Annotated in this window: 13 protein-coding genes; 1 reads left to right on the top strand and 12 read right to left on the bottom strand. The window is 40.3% G+C overall.

The features are described 5' to 3' along the window. Window positions 1–4 precede the first annotated feature (4 nt). From purC to QFX10_RS07635, 9 genes are all read right to left on the bottom strand, one after another. Complete coding sequence (gene purC / locus QFX10_RS07675) at window positions 5–718, bottom strand: phosphoribosylaminoimidazolesuccinocarboxamide synthase (RefSeq protein ID WP_280605657.1); 714 nt, start codon at window positions 716–718, stop codon at window positions 5–7. Window positions 719–955: 237 nt separating this feature from the next. After that, on the bottom strand, window positions 956–2,098 hold the full coding sequence (locus QFX10_RS07670; protein WP_280605656.1) for a class C sortase: 1,143 nt from the start codon (window positions 2,096–2,098) through the stop codon (window positions 956–958). A gap of 75 nt (window positions 2,099–2,173) precedes the next feature. Further along, a complete protein-coding gene (locus QFX10_RS07665; RefSeq protein ID WP_280605655.1) occupies window positions 2,174–3,922 on the bottom strand; it encodes a SpaH/EbpB family LPXTG-anchored major pilin in 1,749 nt (582 codons plus the stop codon). Further along, complete coding sequence (locus tag QFX10_RS07660) at window positions 3,915–5,072, bottom strand: prealbumin-like fold domain-containing protein (RefSeq protein ID WP_280605654.1); 1,158 nt, start codon at window positions 5,070–5,072, stop codon at window positions 3,915–3,917. Before QFX10_RS07660 ends, QFX10_RS07665 begins: the two co-directional genes overlap by 8 nt. A 3-nt stretch (window positions 5,073–5,075) precedes the next feature. Next, on the bottom strand, window positions 5,076–8,321 hold the full coding sequence (locus QFX10_RS07655; protein WP_280605653.1) for a VWA domain-containing protein: 3,246 nt from the start codon (window positions 8,319–8,321) through the stop codon (window positions 5,076–5,078). 410 nt (window positions 8,322–8,731) lie between these two features. Beyond that, window positions 8,732–10,027, bottom strand: coding sequence for an adenylosuccinate lyase (gene purB, locus QFX10_RS07650; protein ID WP_280605652.1), 1,296 nt, complete (start codon window positions 10,025–10,027; stop codon window positions 8,732–8,734). An 18-nt stretch (window positions 10,028–10,045) separates the two neighbouring features. Beyond that, window positions 10,046–11,197, bottom strand: coding sequence for a 5-(carboxyamino)imidazole ribonucleotide synthase (purK, locus tag QFX10_RS07645; RefSeq protein ID WP_280605651.1), 1,152 nt, complete (start codon window positions 11,195–11,197; stop codon window positions 10,046–10,048). Further along, window positions 11,160–11,648 (bottom strand): 5-(carboxyamino)imidazole ribonucleotide mutase, encoded by a 489-nt coding sequence (gene purE / locus QFX10_RS07640; protein WP_280605650.1) that lies wholly within the window; start codon window positions 11,646–11,648, stop codon window positions 11,160–11,162. The genes purK and purE overlap by 38 nt, the downstream gene beginning before the upstream one ends. A 162-nt stretch (window positions 11,649–11,810) precedes the next feature. Next, a complete protein-coding gene (locus QFX10_RS07635) occupies window positions 11,811–13,838 on the bottom strand; it encodes a KUP/HAK/KT family potassium transporter (RefSeq protein WP_280605649.1) in 2,028 nt (675 codons plus the stop codon). 164 nt (window positions 13,839–14,002) lie between these two features. Here QFX10_RS07635 and QFX10_RS07630 point away from each other — a divergent pair, with 164 nt between their 5' ends. After that, window positions 14,003–14,689, top strand: coding sequence for a deoxynucleoside kinase (locus QFX10_RS07630; RefSeq protein WP_280605648.1), 687 nt, complete (start codon window positions 14,003–14,005; stop codon window positions 14,687–14,689). 39 nt (window positions 14,690–14,728) lie between these two features. Here the strand turns inward: QFX10_RS07630 and rny are convergent, their stop codons facing one another. The 3 genes from rny to recA all read right to left on the bottom strand — a co-directional run bounded on the left by rny (window position 14,729) and on the right by recA (window position 18,065). Then, window positions 14,729–16,273 carry a ribonuclease Y gene (gene rny / locus QFX10_RS07625; RefSeq protein ID WP_280605647.1) on the bottom strand — a complete coding sequence of 515 codons (1,545 nt, stop codon included), beginning with the start codon at window positions 16,271–16,273 and terminating at the stop codon, window positions 14,729–14,731. Window positions 16,274–16,401: 128 nt separating this feature from the next. Continuing rightward, the gene (locus QFX10_RS07620) at window positions 16,402–16,908 is read right to left on the bottom strand and encodes an O-acetyl-ADP-ribose deacetylase (RefSeq protein ID WP_280605646.1); all 507 of its coding nucleotides are present in this window, start codon (window positions 16,906–16,908) and stop codon (window positions 16,402–16,404) included. Between the two features lie 56 nt (window positions 16,909–16,964). Beyond that, window positions 16,965–18,065: a recombinase RecA gene (gene recA, locus QFX10_RS07615; protein ID WP_280605645.1), complete on the bottom strand. Its 1,101-nt coding sequence runs from the start codon at window positions 18,063–18,065 to the stop codon at window positions 16,965–16,967. Between the last annotated feature and the right edge of the window lie 88 nt (window positions 18,066–18,153).

The raw sequence follows: 18,153 nt of genomic DNA, 5'->3' as shown, positions 1-18,153 counted from the left end.
TTGTTTAGCCCTCCAAAACTTTCTTCAAACGATGTAAAACTTCAGCGTAGACTGGAGTCAAATCTCCAAGATCTTTTCGATAGACATCTTTATCTAAATGCGATCTTGTTTGTTGATCCCAGAGACGACAATTATCTGGTGAAAACTCATCTGCCAAAACGAGCGTCCCGTCGCCTAAACGTCCAAATTCTAGCTTAAAATCGACTAAGATCAAGCCAGCTTTGGCAAAAAGTGCCTTTAAAAGTTCATTGACTTGACGGGAAAGTTGCCAGATCTCAGCTAATTCGTCTTCCGTTGCCAAGCCCAAGGCTAAAATTTGCGAACGATTGATAAATGGATCGTCTAAAGCGTCACTTTTATAGTAGGTCTCTTCGACTGGCGTTGGAAATACAAGGCCATCTTCGACCCCAAAACGCGTTACAAAATGACCGGTCGCGATATTGCGCGTAACTGCTTCTAACGGGATGATCTCGACTTTTTTGACTAATTCTTCGGTCGCTGAGATCTTTTTGATAAAATGTGTTTTGACTCCCTTAGCGTTCAAATATGTAAAGATCAACGTCGAGATCTCATTATTGAGCTGACCCTTACCTTGGATCTGGTCTCTTTTCTTACCATTCAACGCGGTAGCCTGATCGAGATAAACAACGCGCAAAACTTCTGGATCGTCGGTACTCCACATCTGTTTAGCTTTACCGGTATAAATCACATGTCCCATAAATCTAATAGCCTCTTTCTGTGCAAAAAACGAACGTTAACAACAAAAACAAAAAGTATATTTCGATAATTTACACATATAAGATAACAAACACATTTATATTCGTCAACTAAAAAGACGGATATTTTCGTTTAAATTAATAAATAATATACTTTTATCATTCTACATAAAAGAATATACTTGAAAAATAAAATTAAATAACCACCTAAAACACGAACAATGTTTCAGGCGGTCATTTTACTTAAAATACCATTTTATCATTTGCGTCTCATCTTCGATCTGAACGCTTTGACTTTTACGGGGATATAATTTTCCTTTAGTTTGTTTGAGCTTCTTTGTTCCAGCACGGATCGTCATTTTCCGTGGTGCTTCTTTTAAGCGTACCCCGTATAACCCACCAGGAAGGTCTGTAAAACAAACTCGCCCAGTTTGGTCACTTGTAGCTTGATAAGGGACACCATCGCGTTTCAGCATGTATTTACCTTTTTTGTCGTATAAACCAAAAGTTTTGCCAACTAACGGAGATCCATCCACTGCTAAACAGTAGAAACAAAGATCAAACGGGATCTTTTTGAGTCGTGCCAAATAGATCGTGTGGAACAACAAATATAGAAGCAACCCAAAAAGTACAAGACACCCTCCTAAGATCAATGCTTGTCTGAGCGTATTGCGCCATGTGGCATCTTTAGCTTTTTTAGCGATCTCAGCGGTATACGGGACTCGATGGCCTGTCAAAACGAGCCGATGTGTATTCAACATATAGGGCGTACACGTCAAAAGCGAGGCCAAGTCGCGCCCAGGTTCTTTAGCTAAAACAGAAGTATCGGTCGGCAAGACTGTTTGGATCTTGTCGATCTTATAAGCTAATTTTTTCCCATAAACTTCAAAAATAAACAAGTCACCTTTTTTTAGCTTATTCAAGTCGGTAAATAATTTCCGTTCAGGTAGACCGCGGTGACTAGAGACGACTGAATGCGTCCCTTTACCTCCGACCGGATAAGAAGTACCATCTAAAACAGCCGCTCCATATTGCAACGTTTTACTTGTGGTCTTGTCAAATAATGGAATATCGACATCGATCTTAGGGATGATAACTTTGCCAAGCTGATGTTTTTTCAGATCTAATTTGACTTGTGTCGAAGCATTTGTAAAGGGATCTTTACCCATTTCTGACTTAAGGAGCTTATTTTTTTCTTCTAGCGCTTTTAATTTTTTAGCGTTCTCTCTTTCACTTTCTTTAGCGATCAGCCCTACACGGTAGCGATCGATAAAGTTATTTAGCGCATTGATATAAAAAGGATACAAAGCGATCAAGGCTCCAACTGTAAATAAGATGATCATGCAGATCTGGAGCCACATGTTTTGTTTTTTCTTTTTCATGCAGACCTTTCTAAAAAAAAACACATAATGGTGTCATTATGCGTCTTTTTATCAAATTTGAGTTTGGACGCCTAATTAGACGTTTTCATTTTTACGAGTTTTCTTGAACCAAACATAAGCGCCACCCATCAAAGCAACACCAAGTGCTAAGAAGAGGTAGATACCCATCCCACCAGTTGATGGTAAGATACCTTTTTTCGCGTTTTTGATCGGAGTAGGATCGTTCAATGTGTCCTTATAAGAGTTTCTTTGGATCGTAAAGTTGACAACTTCGCCTTTAACATAACCCTCTGGTGCTTTTGTTTCGATCAATTGATATTGATCAGTATATGGTAAGTAGATAATCCCCGTCTTATCCGTCATTGGATTACCATCCTTATCTAGCATCACGAGTTCACCATCTTTATTTGATCTAAAGACAGTTGCATCTTTCGCTGCTTCAACATGCTTAAGATCATAGCGTTGACCTGTAGCAGTTGACTCAGCACGGTTGATTTGAACGTATTTATGCGTCTTATCATAAACAACGAATTCTGCACCTTCTAATGCTTTATTAGATTGAGCATCTACTTTTTTAAAGTTGATACCACCAACAGCCAATGGTTTTTCAGCTTGTTTGATAAGGGTTGCTGTCGTTCGTAATAACGCTGTATTTGCTTGATCTGTTGTTGAAGTTTCAGATCCTCTTGTTGTATCGGCTGTTACTTCAACTTTATTATCGACAGGATTATCCAAACTGGCATTTCGCATACCTAAGAAAGCGTAGTAATCGATAGTTAGACGTTCACCAGCTAGATTGGCATATTGTTCACCTTTAAGTGTTAACGTGAATTTCGAATTCCCACCGTCAGCACCTGTTTCATATTCAATAGCATCTTCTGGAATATTTACATTTACTTTAGATGTAACAGTAACATTATCCACTGTTGCTTGCTTCGAATTGATCGCATCAACGATCGTATCAACAACTTCACCATCTGTACCTTTCACAACTTTTTCAGGTAATACCAACCCTGGGCCAGGATCATCTATAAGTTCGATCCCATTATTAGTATCAAAAATTGTTGTTGCTGGCACATCATAAGTTACTTGATAATGTAATAAGCGTCCGATACGTGGAGATAAAACCGTATTATTATTTACTCCTAAACCATCCCAATCTTTGTGATCGTGTAAAATCTTATCTTTTAATTCTTTGGTCAATTTACCAGAAGCAAAATCTTTACCATCTGTACTTTCAACATTTTTTGGATAAATATGGATATTTTCTAAAGCTACATTTCCAGATCCATAAACTGGTAAAGTTAAAACAATTGGAGCAGCTTTTTGTGTAATACCCGTTGGAGATTTTGTTTCTAGGATCAATAATGTCCGGAATTCATCTTTATTGATCTTAGTCGCAATCTTTTCAAAAGTCGTATCACCGCTCGCATTTGTCAATTGTTGTTCTTTAACGACAGTGTCTTCATTTGAAGTACCATTTTCTGTATAATACTTCACTAGAGCATCCGTTGCTGTTTGGGCATCTTTGCCACCCTTAAGTTCTGCAAGATATTTATCTGTAATATCATAAACAGTAAATCCGATATTTGGTAGGGCATTACCACCAAAATTCGGCATTTCTTCACCCGTATTTGGGGTAAATTCTGGCAGTTTGTCATCAAAAACACGTTTATGCACAGTAATATTCACTTCATTAGGAACTTTATCTGGATTTGTATTCACTTCATCGGCTTTAACAGTTCCGAGACTCCCAAGACTTGGTACTAAAACTGAAGCTAGTAATAATAAACTCATGAAGAGTCCTTTTATCTTTTTACTCATTGTCCTTACTTCCTTTCCTCTGTTTTAATAATATGAATGTTGCTATGATAAGCATTATGATCCCTAACATCGAGACCATATTTTTCTTTTCACCTAACTGAGCTAAAAAACCATTATGTTTGCCCGTAGATGGCTTGGAACCAAGATCACCTCCCGTTTGATCATTTGATCCACCTAAAGTTCCACCTTGGTCTTTTGAACTTTCAGATGAACCATTGGCTGGATCATCTTCCTTTTCAGTTACCTGAGCGTAATTTAAAACTTTAGGCGCTTCAGTGAATGAACTTGGTACCATTCCACCAACTAATTCAGCTAACATCACGCCTTGCAGACTAACTTTACCAGTCTCCAAGACTTCAAACGCTACTTGCTTAGCTCCAGCTGAAATACTGTATCCACTTGGCGCTTTGACTTCGCTAAAGAAATATTTACCTTGGTCTAGCACCGTATCACAGAGAACGAGCCCATTTTCATCCGAAGTGTATTTTTTGATCTTAGGATCACCCAGCGGATCAACACTTGTACTAAAAGTTTTCCCATCCATAGTTAAATACTGTTTTTCTGCTTCAACTTCTTTATAGATCACAAACTCAGCAGAGGCTAACGGCTTTTGTTCTTTACCACTAACTCCATATTTGTAAAAATACGGACAAGTCGTTAATTCAACTGGTTTTGTATAAAGCTCGATCATATTTTTTAGCGTGCCGTCAACTGCCAAAAGCGGAAGCGAGAACGCTAACGGTACGATCGTTTGCCCTTTGACCGATGTATCTTGCACGATCAAATAAGCGGTATTGTTTCCTTGGATATCAAAATGTGCTTTGCCATTTTGATCAGTCAACACAGTCTCTAACTTCGGCACTTGTTCTTTAGCCAAATACTCTTTAACTTCTAAAGGTGACATTTGCGAAAAATTCTCTAAAAACGCTTGAGCTTTTTCAGGATCTTTTTGCCCATAGTCCGCAGTGATCTCATACAATGAAAGTGGGATATCAGAACCTGTGACCATCTCACTTCCACTTTGATTTTCAAATTGATGTTGGACGATCACTTGCAAACGTTGTGCAGTTTCATCTGCTCGGGCATTGACCCCTACAAACGGCAAGCACAATCCAAGCAATAATAGAAGTGTTTGTAATATCTTTTTCATCGCCTACACCCTCCTCTTATTGCGAAAGGCAGCAATACTGATCCCAGTAAGCAACATCAGTGAAGCACCGACCAAAAGATAGATATAGATCCCGTTTCCACCCGTTTCTGGTAAAATACCAGCTGCGTGGTTTTTGACAGTTACTTCGAGGGTGTTATTACCGGTGTTTGTCAAAGTAAAGTTTCCACCTTCAACTTTTCCATCTGCACTGATCGTAAACTTGAGCGCTTCGGTCAATTTCACATAACCTTCAGGTGCTTTCGTTTCTTCGATCGTGTACTCACCAGGAGCTAGACCTGTAACTTTAAAGATTCCTTCACCTTCATCAGTGACTTGATATTCCTTACCATCTTTATCAGTTACTTTGAATTCTGCCCCAGCTAATGGCTTTTGTAAGAAACCAGTAACTTTTTTGATCGTTAGGTCGGTATCCTTTAGTTTGTTTGTTTTTGAAAGAACTAACATTGTAGGATCTTTATCGTCAACATATAATTGATCTAAAACGCCATTTTGTTTTCCTTTAAGCTCTTTACCAGCTTCATCGAGCCATTTGCCGTCTTGCCGTTGGAATCTGATCGGTGTTTGATCTAACTCGTAACCTACTGGCGCTTCAATTTCGACTAATTCATAATTTCCTGACTTAAGATCTTCTAAAGTCATTTTATTTGCTGTAAGCTCTTTTTCTTTTTGAACGTTGTTCCATTCAGAATCATAGCGTTTCAGAATAAATCGGGCATTTGCTAAAGCCTTACCGCTTTGATCGTATTTTTCGACTTTGACTTTCCCTGGTGTCAACGGTTTATTTGCAACTTTAAAGCTTAGTTTATTAGCTTTATTACCTTCCGTTAACTCACATGAGATATCACCGCTGATCTGATCTTTATCGACCTTGACGTTACCTTCAGCATCGATCGTAAATTCGATCGGCTTTGTTAGCATTTTATAGTCTGTAGGCGCTTTAGTTTCAGTTAAAATGTAACTTCCTGGTTTTAAACCAGTAAATGTGTAGCTTGTGCCACCAGTCAATTTCTGCTGATAATTTAGCGCTTCAGACTTGAGCTCAAATTCAGCTCCTTTTAACAATTCACCCTTCTCATCGACTTTTTCTAAAACAAGCTCAAAATCCTTGAGTTCGTTTAACTTAACACCCGTTAAAACATAAGCTTTTGTTTTATCTAAATAAAAACCAGTCGTCTTTGAAGCAAGACTTTCAGACGTGATCTCTTGGTTATTTACATCAAAGAATTTACCTTTTTCAACTTTAAATTCAAGTGGCGTGTCATCTAAGCTATAACCTTTCGGCGCTTTTGTCTCGATCAAAGCATAGCGTCCATCTCCGATCTGATCTGCGATCGAATTTGCATCGTTAGCTTCGAGTCGTTCTTTGACGATCTCTTCTTGATCAGCAACATATTTGACTAACTTAAATTCAGCTCCAGCTAAAGCAGCATCATTCGCTGTTGCTTTCTTTTGGACTTTGACACCTAACTCAGAGTTGATCAATTTCCACTTGTTATTACCGATCTGTTCGATCGCAGAATGGAAACCAGGTACTAGACTTTCTTCACTGAGTTTATAGAGATATTCTTTACCAAAGCCAGTATCTTTGGCTAAGTATACCGGTTGCCCATCAATAGAAAGCTGATCAAAGATCCCCGTCCATTCCTTTGAAGCATCTAAAGTTCCAGTTGCTTCTGTCCAAGCACTTTGTCCTTGTGCGATCTCACGGATAACTTTAAAGCTGATATTTTCAGGTAACGTTGTGCTCTCAGAAAGCGTCTTCCACTCTTTTGTCACTTCAAGTGAAGTTCCAGCTCCTTTACCTGATGGGATACCAAACGAAACACTTCCGATCCCATCAGCGCTTAAAGTAGCTGTACTATTCATTTGATACCATTTACCTGGAACAAAGTCCTCAGTCTCGGTCTTCAAACGAACTTGGTAGTGGATCTGGATCTCTTGATCTTTAGATAGATTGATTGGAGTATACTCGCCACCAACGGTCACCTTGCCGTTTTTCGCTTCAGATTCATATTTACCAAATGCCCCCATATCAACATTTACCTTACCAACACTGTTGATATCTAAAAAGCCTTCTACGACATCATATTGTGTTCCGATCGAAATCTCTACTCTACCGTTAGAGATCGTCCCAAAACTGTTGATCACATCGTCCATCTGACTATCAAGATAATTCTTGATACTTTCGGAATTTGATTGCGCCTCATATTTCCCTGGACTAGCTAACAATTCCATTTTCTTTGTATAGCGACCACTTATTCCGATACCCAAAGCATTGATCTCGATTTTCTTTTCTTTGATCAAACGTGCTTCACCTAAAGTAGCTGGCCAAGTACTATCGATATAACATCCATCTACTGTATATCTGTGATCACCGCCCCACAATGAATGCTCAAACATATCACTACTTCCGGCACCTTCACGTGTATTTCCAAACTCAGTACCATAAACAACGCCATCTATCGTTTCAGCCTTTTTCACCTTATACGAGTAAGTCGGCCGTCCATCCGTCAGCAAAATGATACGTTTTTCATCGGCGGTACTCGTAGCCAACATATCAGCAGCTTTCCTCAAACCATCTTGAGTAAATGTCCCACCATCAGCTCTTGTATTGGTAAGTGCCTCCTTTATATCGGCAGAATTACTACCGATGCTTCCAAGCTTAACACGCTCACTCCCCTCTGAACTATAAGTCACAAGTCCAGTATGAACTTTATCTTTAAGCCCGACCGAAGTGATCCCGTCTAAAAAGTTTGCGATTCCATCTTTAGCATTTTTCAAACGCGAATAGTCTGCCATACTTCCAGAAGTATCAACGACAAAGACGACATCGACACGTTTAGAGATCTCAGTTGCATTCCCGCGAATATTGGCATAAACATCAAAAAGCCCAGGAGTAGCTGTCTCACGAGCAAATTGGCGGATCGCAAAATCCGGATTATCAGCAGCACCATACTTAAAGTAGGAATTGGTCAAATTATTCGGATCCCCATCCCAAGTCTGACCATCCCAGTCTTTATCTTGTACTGCCCCTTGATGATTACGGACATTTCCTTCTGTAACAGGTTCCCAATAAGCCTTTGGATAAATCCCAGAACCATCAGTATCATCCGTATATTGTGGCACGATCTGATTTGTAACTGCCTGAACTTTGAGCGGAGCAAGCATCGAGATAACTAACGTCAGTAACATAATTATATCAAAAAATTTACTTATAGTTTTATTCATCACTTTAGCGCTCCTTCCAAAAAAATTAAAACTATAAAAATATTTCTCTCATCTCCCTAACTATGTAGTGACCGATTTTTACTTATCTTTACAATAAAATCTACCACTCCCTTTTTCAAAACTACTCAATAAAAACCTGTATTTTAAAAGGTATATCTTTATACCATTTTTAAAATACCTAAAAATATAGAAATTATATTTACTTTTATAATAGCGGATACACATTATAATTCGCAACTATTTTGTTTTTAATTTTTTAATAAATTCATAATTTAACGGTGATCGAAAGTAGAATTATTTTCTAAAATGGATAACTTTTTAGTTATATATAAATAATTAGATGGTGACTTTTGTTTTTAATGCATAAAAAAAAGCACCTACTTTCAGTAGGCACTTTTCCAGCTATTTTCTTATTCGAGACCGACACGTTTAAAGATATCATCAACATGACGCAAATGCCAGTGATAATCGAAAGCATCGTCCAAGTCTTCTTTAGACAAGCGACTCATGATCGTCTCATCACTTTCAAGCAATGGTCTAAATTGCGTTTGTTCATCCCAAGCTTTTGCGGTATATGGTTGTACTAGATCATAGGCTTCTTCACGACTCATACCTGTATCGATCAATTTCAAGAGCACACGTCCACTATAGATCAATCCAAACGACTTGTCCATATTCCGTTTCATATTTTCTGGAAAGACTGTCAAATTCTTCACGATCTTCCCAAAACGATTTAGCATATAGTCGATCAAGATCGTTGTATCTGGTAAGATGATCCGTTCAGCTGATGAATGTGAGATATCACGTTCATGCCACAAAGCGACATTTTCATAAGCTGTGACCATGTGACCGCGACAAACGCGAGCTAATCCACAGATATTTTCGGAACCGATCGGATTTCGTTTATGTGGCATCGCAGATGATCCTTTTTGCCCTTTAGCAAAATATTCTTCAACTTCACGTGTCTCTGATTTTTGTAGACCACGGATCTCAGTCGCAAATTCTTCTAAGCTCGTTGCGATCAAAGCTAGGGCAGCTAAATATTCAGCATGTAGGTCACGCGGTAAAACTTGGCTCGAGACCTCTTGTGGTCGGATCCCTAATTTTTCACAAACATATTCCTCAACAAATGGATCGATATTGGCAAACGTACCAACAGCTCCACTGATCTTACCAGCTTCGACACCTTTGGCTGCATGCTCGAAGCGCTCGATATTACGTTTCATTTCAGAATACCAACGAGCTAATTTGACCCCAAAAGTAGTTGGCTCAGCATGAACACCGTGCGTTCTTCCCATCATGACAGTATTCTTATGCTCACGTGCTTTATCAGCCACGATCTTTGTGAAATCTTTCAAATCTTGGCGAATGATATCATTGACTTGCTTTAATTGGTAGCCATACGCCGTATCAACAACGTCAGTACTTGTTAGACCGTAATGGACCCATTTTTTCTCATCCCCAAGCGATTCAGACACATTACGCGTAAAAGCGATCACGTCATGATGTGTCACCGCTTCGATCTCTTGGATCCGTTGAATATCAAATTTAGCGTTTTGTTTTAACTTTTCGACATCTTCGGCTGGAATATGGCCTAATTTAGACCACGCTTCATCAGCTGCGATCTCGACAGCTAACCAACATTCAAACTTCTTTTCATCAGTCCAAAGTTCTGCCATTTCTTTACGTGTATATCTTGAAAGCATTCGTAATCTCCTTTAAATTTAATCCCATACCGTTGTTTCAGCGATCTCTGCCAAAGTTTTAGTGAGATCATCTGTTAAGATCGTAATATGTCCCATCTTGCGGCCTGTGCGGACCTCTTGTTTACCATAATCATGAAAATGCCAGTTTGGTTTAGCTTGGATCAGTTCTTGGCTCTTAGCATGATGTTGCCCTAAAACATTGACCATTACTGCTGGTTTCAGTAATTCGATCTGTGGCAAAGGCCAATTCAAGATCGCTCGATCATGAATATCAAATTGTGAAAAATTGCACGCTTCGATCGAATAATGCCCTGAATTATGTGGTCGTGGAGCAAGTTCATTGATATAGATCTCTTCGTCTTGCCCAATAAACATCTCGACTCCTAAGATCCCTTTGAGCTCTAGCCCTTGCGCGATCTGCTTAGCTAAAGCTTGTGCTTTATCTGTCAAAGACTCTGAGATCCGAGCGGGAACGATGCTTTCGTGCAAAATATGGTCACGATGGATATTTTCACTAACTGGAAAGACAGTTATCTCTCCAGCAGCATTTCTTGCGACCATCACTGAGCATTCTAGCTTAAAATCAACAAATCCCTCTAAAATACAGGTTCCTTGTGTTAGTAACTCTTCAGCCAGCAAAATATCTGCAGGAGTCAAAATATTTTGTTGAGCCTTTCCATCATAACCACCTTCACATGTCTTCAAAATACTTGGCATCCCGATCACTTTGAGTGCCTGAGCTAACTCAGCTTTATTAGTCACTTTTGCAAACGGTGCAGTCTTTAAGCCATGTTCTTTCAAAAACGTTTTCTCAGCTAAACGATTTTTAGTGATCTTTAACAGCTCAGTCCCTTGGGGCAAAAGCTTTGGATCAGTTAATTTTTCTAACGCCGCTAGATCGACATTCTCAAACTCATACGTTAAAACATCAGCTTCAGTCGCTAAGCGCTCTAACGCCAAGCGATCATCATAAGCAAAAACCAATTGCTGATCAGCTACTTGACCAGCTGGACATGTTGCGTCTGGATCTAAAATAAGGGTCTTAAAGCCCATCTCTTTTGCTGCCAACGCAAGCATCTGCCCCAACTGACCACCACCGAGGATCCCGATCGTTTTACCTTGTCGTAAAAACTCAACCAAGTAGATCACCGCTTTCTTTAGCCTTATCATGTAACGCTTGGCGATAAGCGACAAGCTTAGCTTGAAGCGCTTGATCAGTGACACCGAGGATCGAAAGTGCAAGTAACGCGGCATTTTTAGCCCCACTCGCTCCGATCGCTGTTGTAGCAACTGGAACACCTGCTGGCATCTGAACGATCGATAAAAGCGAATCGACTCCATTCAAAGCCTGCGAACGAACTGGAACACCGATCACTGGTAAAACAGTATTAGCGGCGACCATTCCAGGTAGATGGGCTGCCCCACCAGCACCGGCAATGATGACCTGAACACCATTAGCACTAGCGTCTCTTGCAAAAGTAAACATCTCTTCTGGCATGCGATGCGCTGAAATAACAGCCTTATCATATTTTACACCAAATTCATCTAGAATATCAGCCGTATTTTTCATCGTTTCCCAGTCAGAATAACTCCCCATAATAATGCTTATTCGGTTACTCACATTGATCCCTCCTTGAATGCCTTTAGCATAGCAAACAACTTGCCCCTTGTCAAAATAAAAACGAACATTAAACACATTTTTATATTTTTTGTACGCTAAACACCAATATGATTTTCACTTTCAAAAAAAGAAACGTAAAGTAAAATACGTTTCTTTCTTTGATCATTCACATGTACTTCGTTTGATATCTTTTGGATTCAAGATCACGCGCTGTTCGATCACAGGAACAGAACGCTTCTTCAAGAAAAGTGGGACCTTTTCGATATGAACTTCGCTTGTTTCAAGGCCAAACCATTGGATCGGTGTCGTACTATGATTTTGCAAGAAGATCCGACCAGCGATCAAGATCCGCGTCCATGGTGAGATCCGCGTATTTGGCGATAAGATCTCTTGGATCGCTAAAACAGAGAAGTTGCCGACGATCCGCCCTGGTGAAGTCGTATATTTTTGAGGTTGTTCGTCGATCACATCTTTTTGCATCAAGTCAGAAACGATCTGATAAAGATATAAATTGACACTTGGGTTCATTTTATATCCTAAAAAGAGTTGTAAATTGACGATATTGCGCGTCCCCATCATATCGACTGTGTAGTAGTTACTATATGGTTCATCAGTCGTATTGACTGTTACGAACCAATAAACTTTAGCTCGCTTAGGCTTTTTATCTAAGATCGAATACAATAATTCGCGTTTGACTTTGAAATTGCGTTTAACTTTAGCCAAAATGATCAAATTATCTGTAAAGAGTGGCTCTTTTTCATCCTTTGAAAGTTCTAACAACATTTCTTTGTAATCTCTCAAGTCGACCATTTCAGAACGGTCAGCATATTTTTCTCGCACACGATTTCCAAAATACCAAAAGATCATCATCGCTAAGATCAAGAGGGTGATCAAGACCGTTACATAACCACCATGCGTAAATTTACTCAAACTAGCAGCTAAGAAGATCAATTCGATCATCCCAAAACCAAACAATACTAAGTAAGCCCAAAACTCATGCGCAAGTCGTGCCCGTAAATATTCAAAAAGCAGTAACGTTGTCATGAGCATCGTCAAAGTGATCGCAAGACCATAAGCTGCTTCCATATGCTCTGATGTCTTAAAGTAAAAAAGCACGATCGTCGTACAAATACACAGCATCCAGTTGATCCCGCCAATATAGATCTGACTGCGAGAAAGACCTGGATGTTCGACTTTCATCCGCGGCAAGATCTTTAAGCCGACTGCTTCTTGCACTAAAGTAAATGAGCCTGTGATCAAAGCTTGGGAAGCAATGATCGCAGCTAAGGTTGCTAAGATCACCCCAAAAAGATAGAAATGATCATTTAAAACTAAATAAAACGGATTAACGAGTTCTTTTTGGGCTTGGATCTGCTCTAAATGAGCGATCAAATAAGCCCCCTGACCAAAGTAATTCAGTAATAATGCGCCACAGACAAAAGGCCACGTCAAGTAAATATTTCTTCGTCCTACATGGCCCATATCTGAATAAAGCGCCTCGGCCCCAGTCGTTGCCAAAAAGACGCTCCCTAGCAAAAAGATCCCAACTTTATTTGTCGGTGAAAAGAGCAACGCCAAACCATAATGCGGTGATAACGCCCGTAAAACGCTGGGATCAGCTACTAGATTCACTAGTCCAACAACTGCCAAAAAGCTGAACCATAATAACATGACTGGCCCAAATCCTTGACCGATAAAACTCGTTCCAAAGCGCTGGATCAAAAATAAGACTAATAAGATCGTAAAAGTCACGATGATCACATCGTTTTGCGTATCGATCAAAACACGCTTCCCTAATGTGACACCCTTTAAACCTTCGATCGCACTTGTCACAGTCACTGCAGGAGTCAACGTACCATCAGCTAAGAGGGCTGCTCCCCCGATCAAAGCTGGAACGATCAACCAGCGCTTTTGTTGGCGCACAAGAGCGTATAACGCAAAGATCCCACCTTCACCATGGTTATCAGCTTTTAAAGCGATCAAAACGTACTTGACCGTCGTCATCAACATCAATGTCCAAAAAACCAAAGATAAGCACCCGATTATGTAATTTTCAGTTAAATTTTGATTACCTTTCAAGTCTGCAAGCAGAGCTTTCATCACATACAAGGGCGAAGTCCCGATATCTCCATAAACGATCCCGAGTGTTATCAAAGCACCAATGAAGACATTGCGCTTTTGTTTTTCCATTTGATCACGTACCTTTCAAGTAAGCTTTTAGCTCACTAATAAAATTACAAAGTCGAATATAGACCGATAAAATTTTTTAGTCAAGTTTTCTACTTTCAAATTGAAAAAACATCACTAAAACTGTAATATAGATTAAGTACATTTAATTGAGAGGATGAACTTCAATGATCACTTTAGCTGGGATAATTGGTTCAGGCAAGTCCAGCTTAACGCAGATCCTTGCACAAGAATTAGGCACAAAACCATTTTTTGAACCTGTTGAAGACAACCCTGTTTTGCCATTATTTTATAAGGGCAATGAATTGGCAGCTAAAAAGCGCCAAATGGGCGAACAAGATGCGACTAATCCATACGCTTATCTCTTACAAACGTTTTTCTTGAACCGCCGTTTTATGATGATGAAGCAAGCCATGAAACAAAAAAATAACATCTTAGACCGTTCGATCTACGAAGATGCGATGTTTATGAAGATGAATACTGATATGGGCAATGCAACTCAGATCGAATATGCTACTTACCAAGAATTGCTCGATCATATGCTAGAAGAACTAAAAGAAGCTACTCCTGCTCAAAATAGTGATCTAATGGTCTTGATCCGCGTTTCATATGATACGATGATCAAACGGATCCAAAAGCGCGGACGTAAATATGAACAGATCTCGACTGATCCATCTTTAGTTGATTATTACAAACGCCTCTTACGTTATTACGATGACTTTGAACAAAATTACAAACTGTCGTCTTTACTCGTGATCGATGGTGATAAGTACGATTTTGTCGAAAATGAAAATGACCGTAAACTTGTTTTAGATATGATCAAACAACGCTTGACCGAGTTAGGGGCACTCTAAATAAAAAAAATCTCGCTAGTTTTTTTCTAGCGAGATTTTTTATTTAGCATATTCAACTGCACGTGTCTCACGAATAACAGTCACTTTGATATGACCAGGGTATTCCAGCTCTTCTTCGATCTTATTACGGATGTCATGGGCCAAAACAGTCGCTTCAAGATCACTGACTTCATTTGGCTTAACGATGATCCGCACTTCACGTCCAGCTTGGATCGCATAGCTCTTCTTAACGCCATCGAACTCATTTGAGATATTCTCTAATTTTTCAAGACGATGGATATAATTTTCAAGCGATTCACTTCGAGCACCTGGGCGAGCAGCTGAAACTGCATCAGCCGCTGCCACCAAAACAGCGATGGTCGACTTAGCCGGCACATCTCCGTGGTGAGAAGCGATCGTATTGGTTATAATATCATTTTCTCGGTATCGTTTAGCTAGCTCGACCCCGATCTCAACATGTGAGCCGTCAACTTCATGATCAACAGCTTTTCCAATGTCATGTAACAATCCTGCTCGTTTTGCTAATGTCACATCTTCGCCCAACTCTGCCGCAAGTACCCCTGCGATCTTAGCAACTTCGATCGAATGCTCTAAGACATTTTGACCATAACTTGTGCGATAATTCATGCGTCCGACCGTCTTGATCAGATCGGGATGCATCGCATGGATCCCAAGGTCAAAGATCGCCTCTTCCCCAGTTTGACGGATCTTACTATCCATCTCTTTTGTAGCTTTTTCGACCATCTCTTCGATCCGAGCTGGATGGATCCTTCCATCTTGGATCAACTTTTCCAAGGCCATTTTAGCGATCTCACGTCTGATCGGATCAAAACCGCTCAAAACAACAGCTTCTGGGGTATCATCGATGATCAGATCGATCCCCGTCAAAGTCTCTAAAGTCCGAATATTTCGGCCCTCACGTCCAATAATGCGACCTTTCATCTCATCATTAGGCAAGTTGACGACTGAGACAGTCGTTTCAGAGACCATATCAGCTGCACTACGTTGGATCGCTTGGGCGATCAAACTCTTAGCAGTCTTATCAGCTTCTGCTTTAGCTTGAGCTTCACTATCTTTGATCATGACAGCTAGTTCATAACTCAAACCATTACGAGTCTCTTTTAAGATCTGCTCTTTGGCTTGTTCTTTTGTCAACGAAGCGATCTCTTCTAACTTATCTCGTTGCTGTTTTTCAAGCGAAGTGACTTCCTTACTTTTAGCTTCGAGCTTTTGTTGTTCTGCATTTAGACGACTCTCTTTGCGTGTCAGACCTTGCTCTCGTTTATCTAAAACTGAATCTTTTCGATCAAGGTTCTCCTCACGTTTCAGTAAGCGATCTTCTTGCTTTTGAACTTCTAAGCGACGTTCCTTTAGTTCACTTTCGACCTCTTTACGCATCCGGTGACTCTCATCTTTTGCTTCCAAGAGAGCTTCTTTTTTGGCACTGGCAATGATGCCTTTCGCTGTTTGCGTTGCGATATCAAGTGACTGTTCATAACTTCGCTTTCGATAAGAGATCCCTAAAGCAAAACCAAGTACTAAAGTCAAAACGGCGATTGCGAGGATGACAATAACATAATTCAAAATCTGCACCTCCGCGATCTATATCTAAGTGTCTGATCAGACAAACCGTGTCTAATTCACACACAATAACATTTTAATGTTTAGACCCGCCCACTGTCAAGATTAGCCCCTTTATAAAAAAGTCCAATCTACTTCAATACCTTTTCGTATGCTTTGTAAGTATTTTCATCAAATAAGACCCACTCAACTACATCAAATGCTGTTGGCTCTTGAACGAGATAGTTTTTAACGGTCCTTACTGCAATCTTAGCTGCCAGTTCGACTGGAAAACGATAGACCCCAGTCGCGATCGAAGGAAATGCTAGCGTCCTGATCCCTGTTTGTTGGGCTAAAATCAATGTATTGGTATAACACGCGGCTAACAGCTCTGCTTCTCTTTTATGACCACCTTGAAAACGGGGTCCGACTGTATGGATCACATAGTTACACGGTAAAGCATAAGCTTTTGTCAGTTTAGCTTCGCCCACCGCACAACCATGTAGCTTTTGACACTCTGCCTTTAATTTGGGACCAGCTGCACGATGGATCGCACCATCGACTCCACCGCCCCCCAAAAGGGTGGGGTTAGCTGCATTGACGATCGCCTCGACCTTCGCCGCCTCTTTAGTCAGATCACCTAAAACAAGTTTTAGCATCTTAAACTTCCTTTCTAACATTCAAAAAGGCAGACTGTTCCAGCCTGCCTTCTTCGTTATTTACCAGTTTCTTTTTTGTTTTCAGCTGGAGCTTTGGCCTTTTCATCTTTTGCTGGTGTCTCTTCTACTTCAGCTTCTTCTTTGCCTTTGCCCTTTTTACCTTTTTTCTTTTTCACGACTGGAGTTGTGCGAACTTTTTCTTTGATCTCTTCCATGATATCAGGATGTTCACCCAAATAGGTTTTTGCTTTTTCACGTCCTTGACCGATATGCCCTCCTCCGTAAGAGAACCAAGAACCACTCTTTTCGATGATATCACGTTCGACTGCCATATCAAGTAATTCACCCGTTTGGGAGATCCCTTCACCGTACATGATATCGACTTCAGCTGTTCTAAATGGAGGTGCAACTTTATTTTTGACAACTTTGATCCGCACATGATTTCCTAAAACTTCTGATCCATCTTTGATCTGTTCAGCACGCCGAACATCTAAGCGGATCGTTGAATAAAATTTAAGCGCACGTCCACCTGGTGTCGTTTCTGGATTTCCAAACATCACACCGACTTTCTCACGGATCTGGTTGATAAAGATCGCGATCGTCTTGGTTTTATTGATCGTTCCTGAAAGCTTACGTAAAGCTTGTGACATCAAACGTGCTTGAAGACCCACATGAGAATCACCCATATCACCATCGATCTCAGCCTTAGGGACAAGGGCCGCAACTGAGTCGACGACGACAATATCGATCGCTCCAGATGAAACCAAAGCATCAGCGATCTGAAGCCCTTGTTCCCCTGTATCTGGTTGTGATAAGAGCAACGCATCGATGTCGACCCCTAAAGCGGTTGCGTATGCAGGATCTAGAGCATTTTCAGCGTCGATATAAGCCGCGATCCCACCATTTTTTTGGACTTCAGCAACAGCGTGCAATGCAACCGTTGTCTTACCTGAACTTTCAGGTCCATAGATCTCAACGATCCGGCCCCGCGGATAGCCTCCCACTCCAAGGGCATAGTCTAATGCTAATGAGCCACTTGGCACAGTAGAGATCTGCGTATCGACCTTTTGCCCCATTCGCATGATTGCACCTTTACCAAAATCTTTTTCAATCTTCTTTAGTGCTTTATCTAGCGCAGCTTGTCTTTCATCAGCCACTGCTTTCCCTCCTCTTGTATACCAAAATTCTGTACTCTTATCATACTTATTTTTAACTAAAAAAGCAAGGTTTTTGCGAACTAATGTT

The organism is Ligilactobacillus faecis (assembly GCF_029889745.1).
GTDB lineage: Bacteria > Bacillota > Bacilli > Lactobacillales > Lactobacillaceae > Ligilactobacillus > Ligilactobacillus faecis.
The sequence above is the reverse complement of the archived record's forward strand: the minus strand, read 5'-3'. Positions and strand labels throughout refer to the sequence as shown.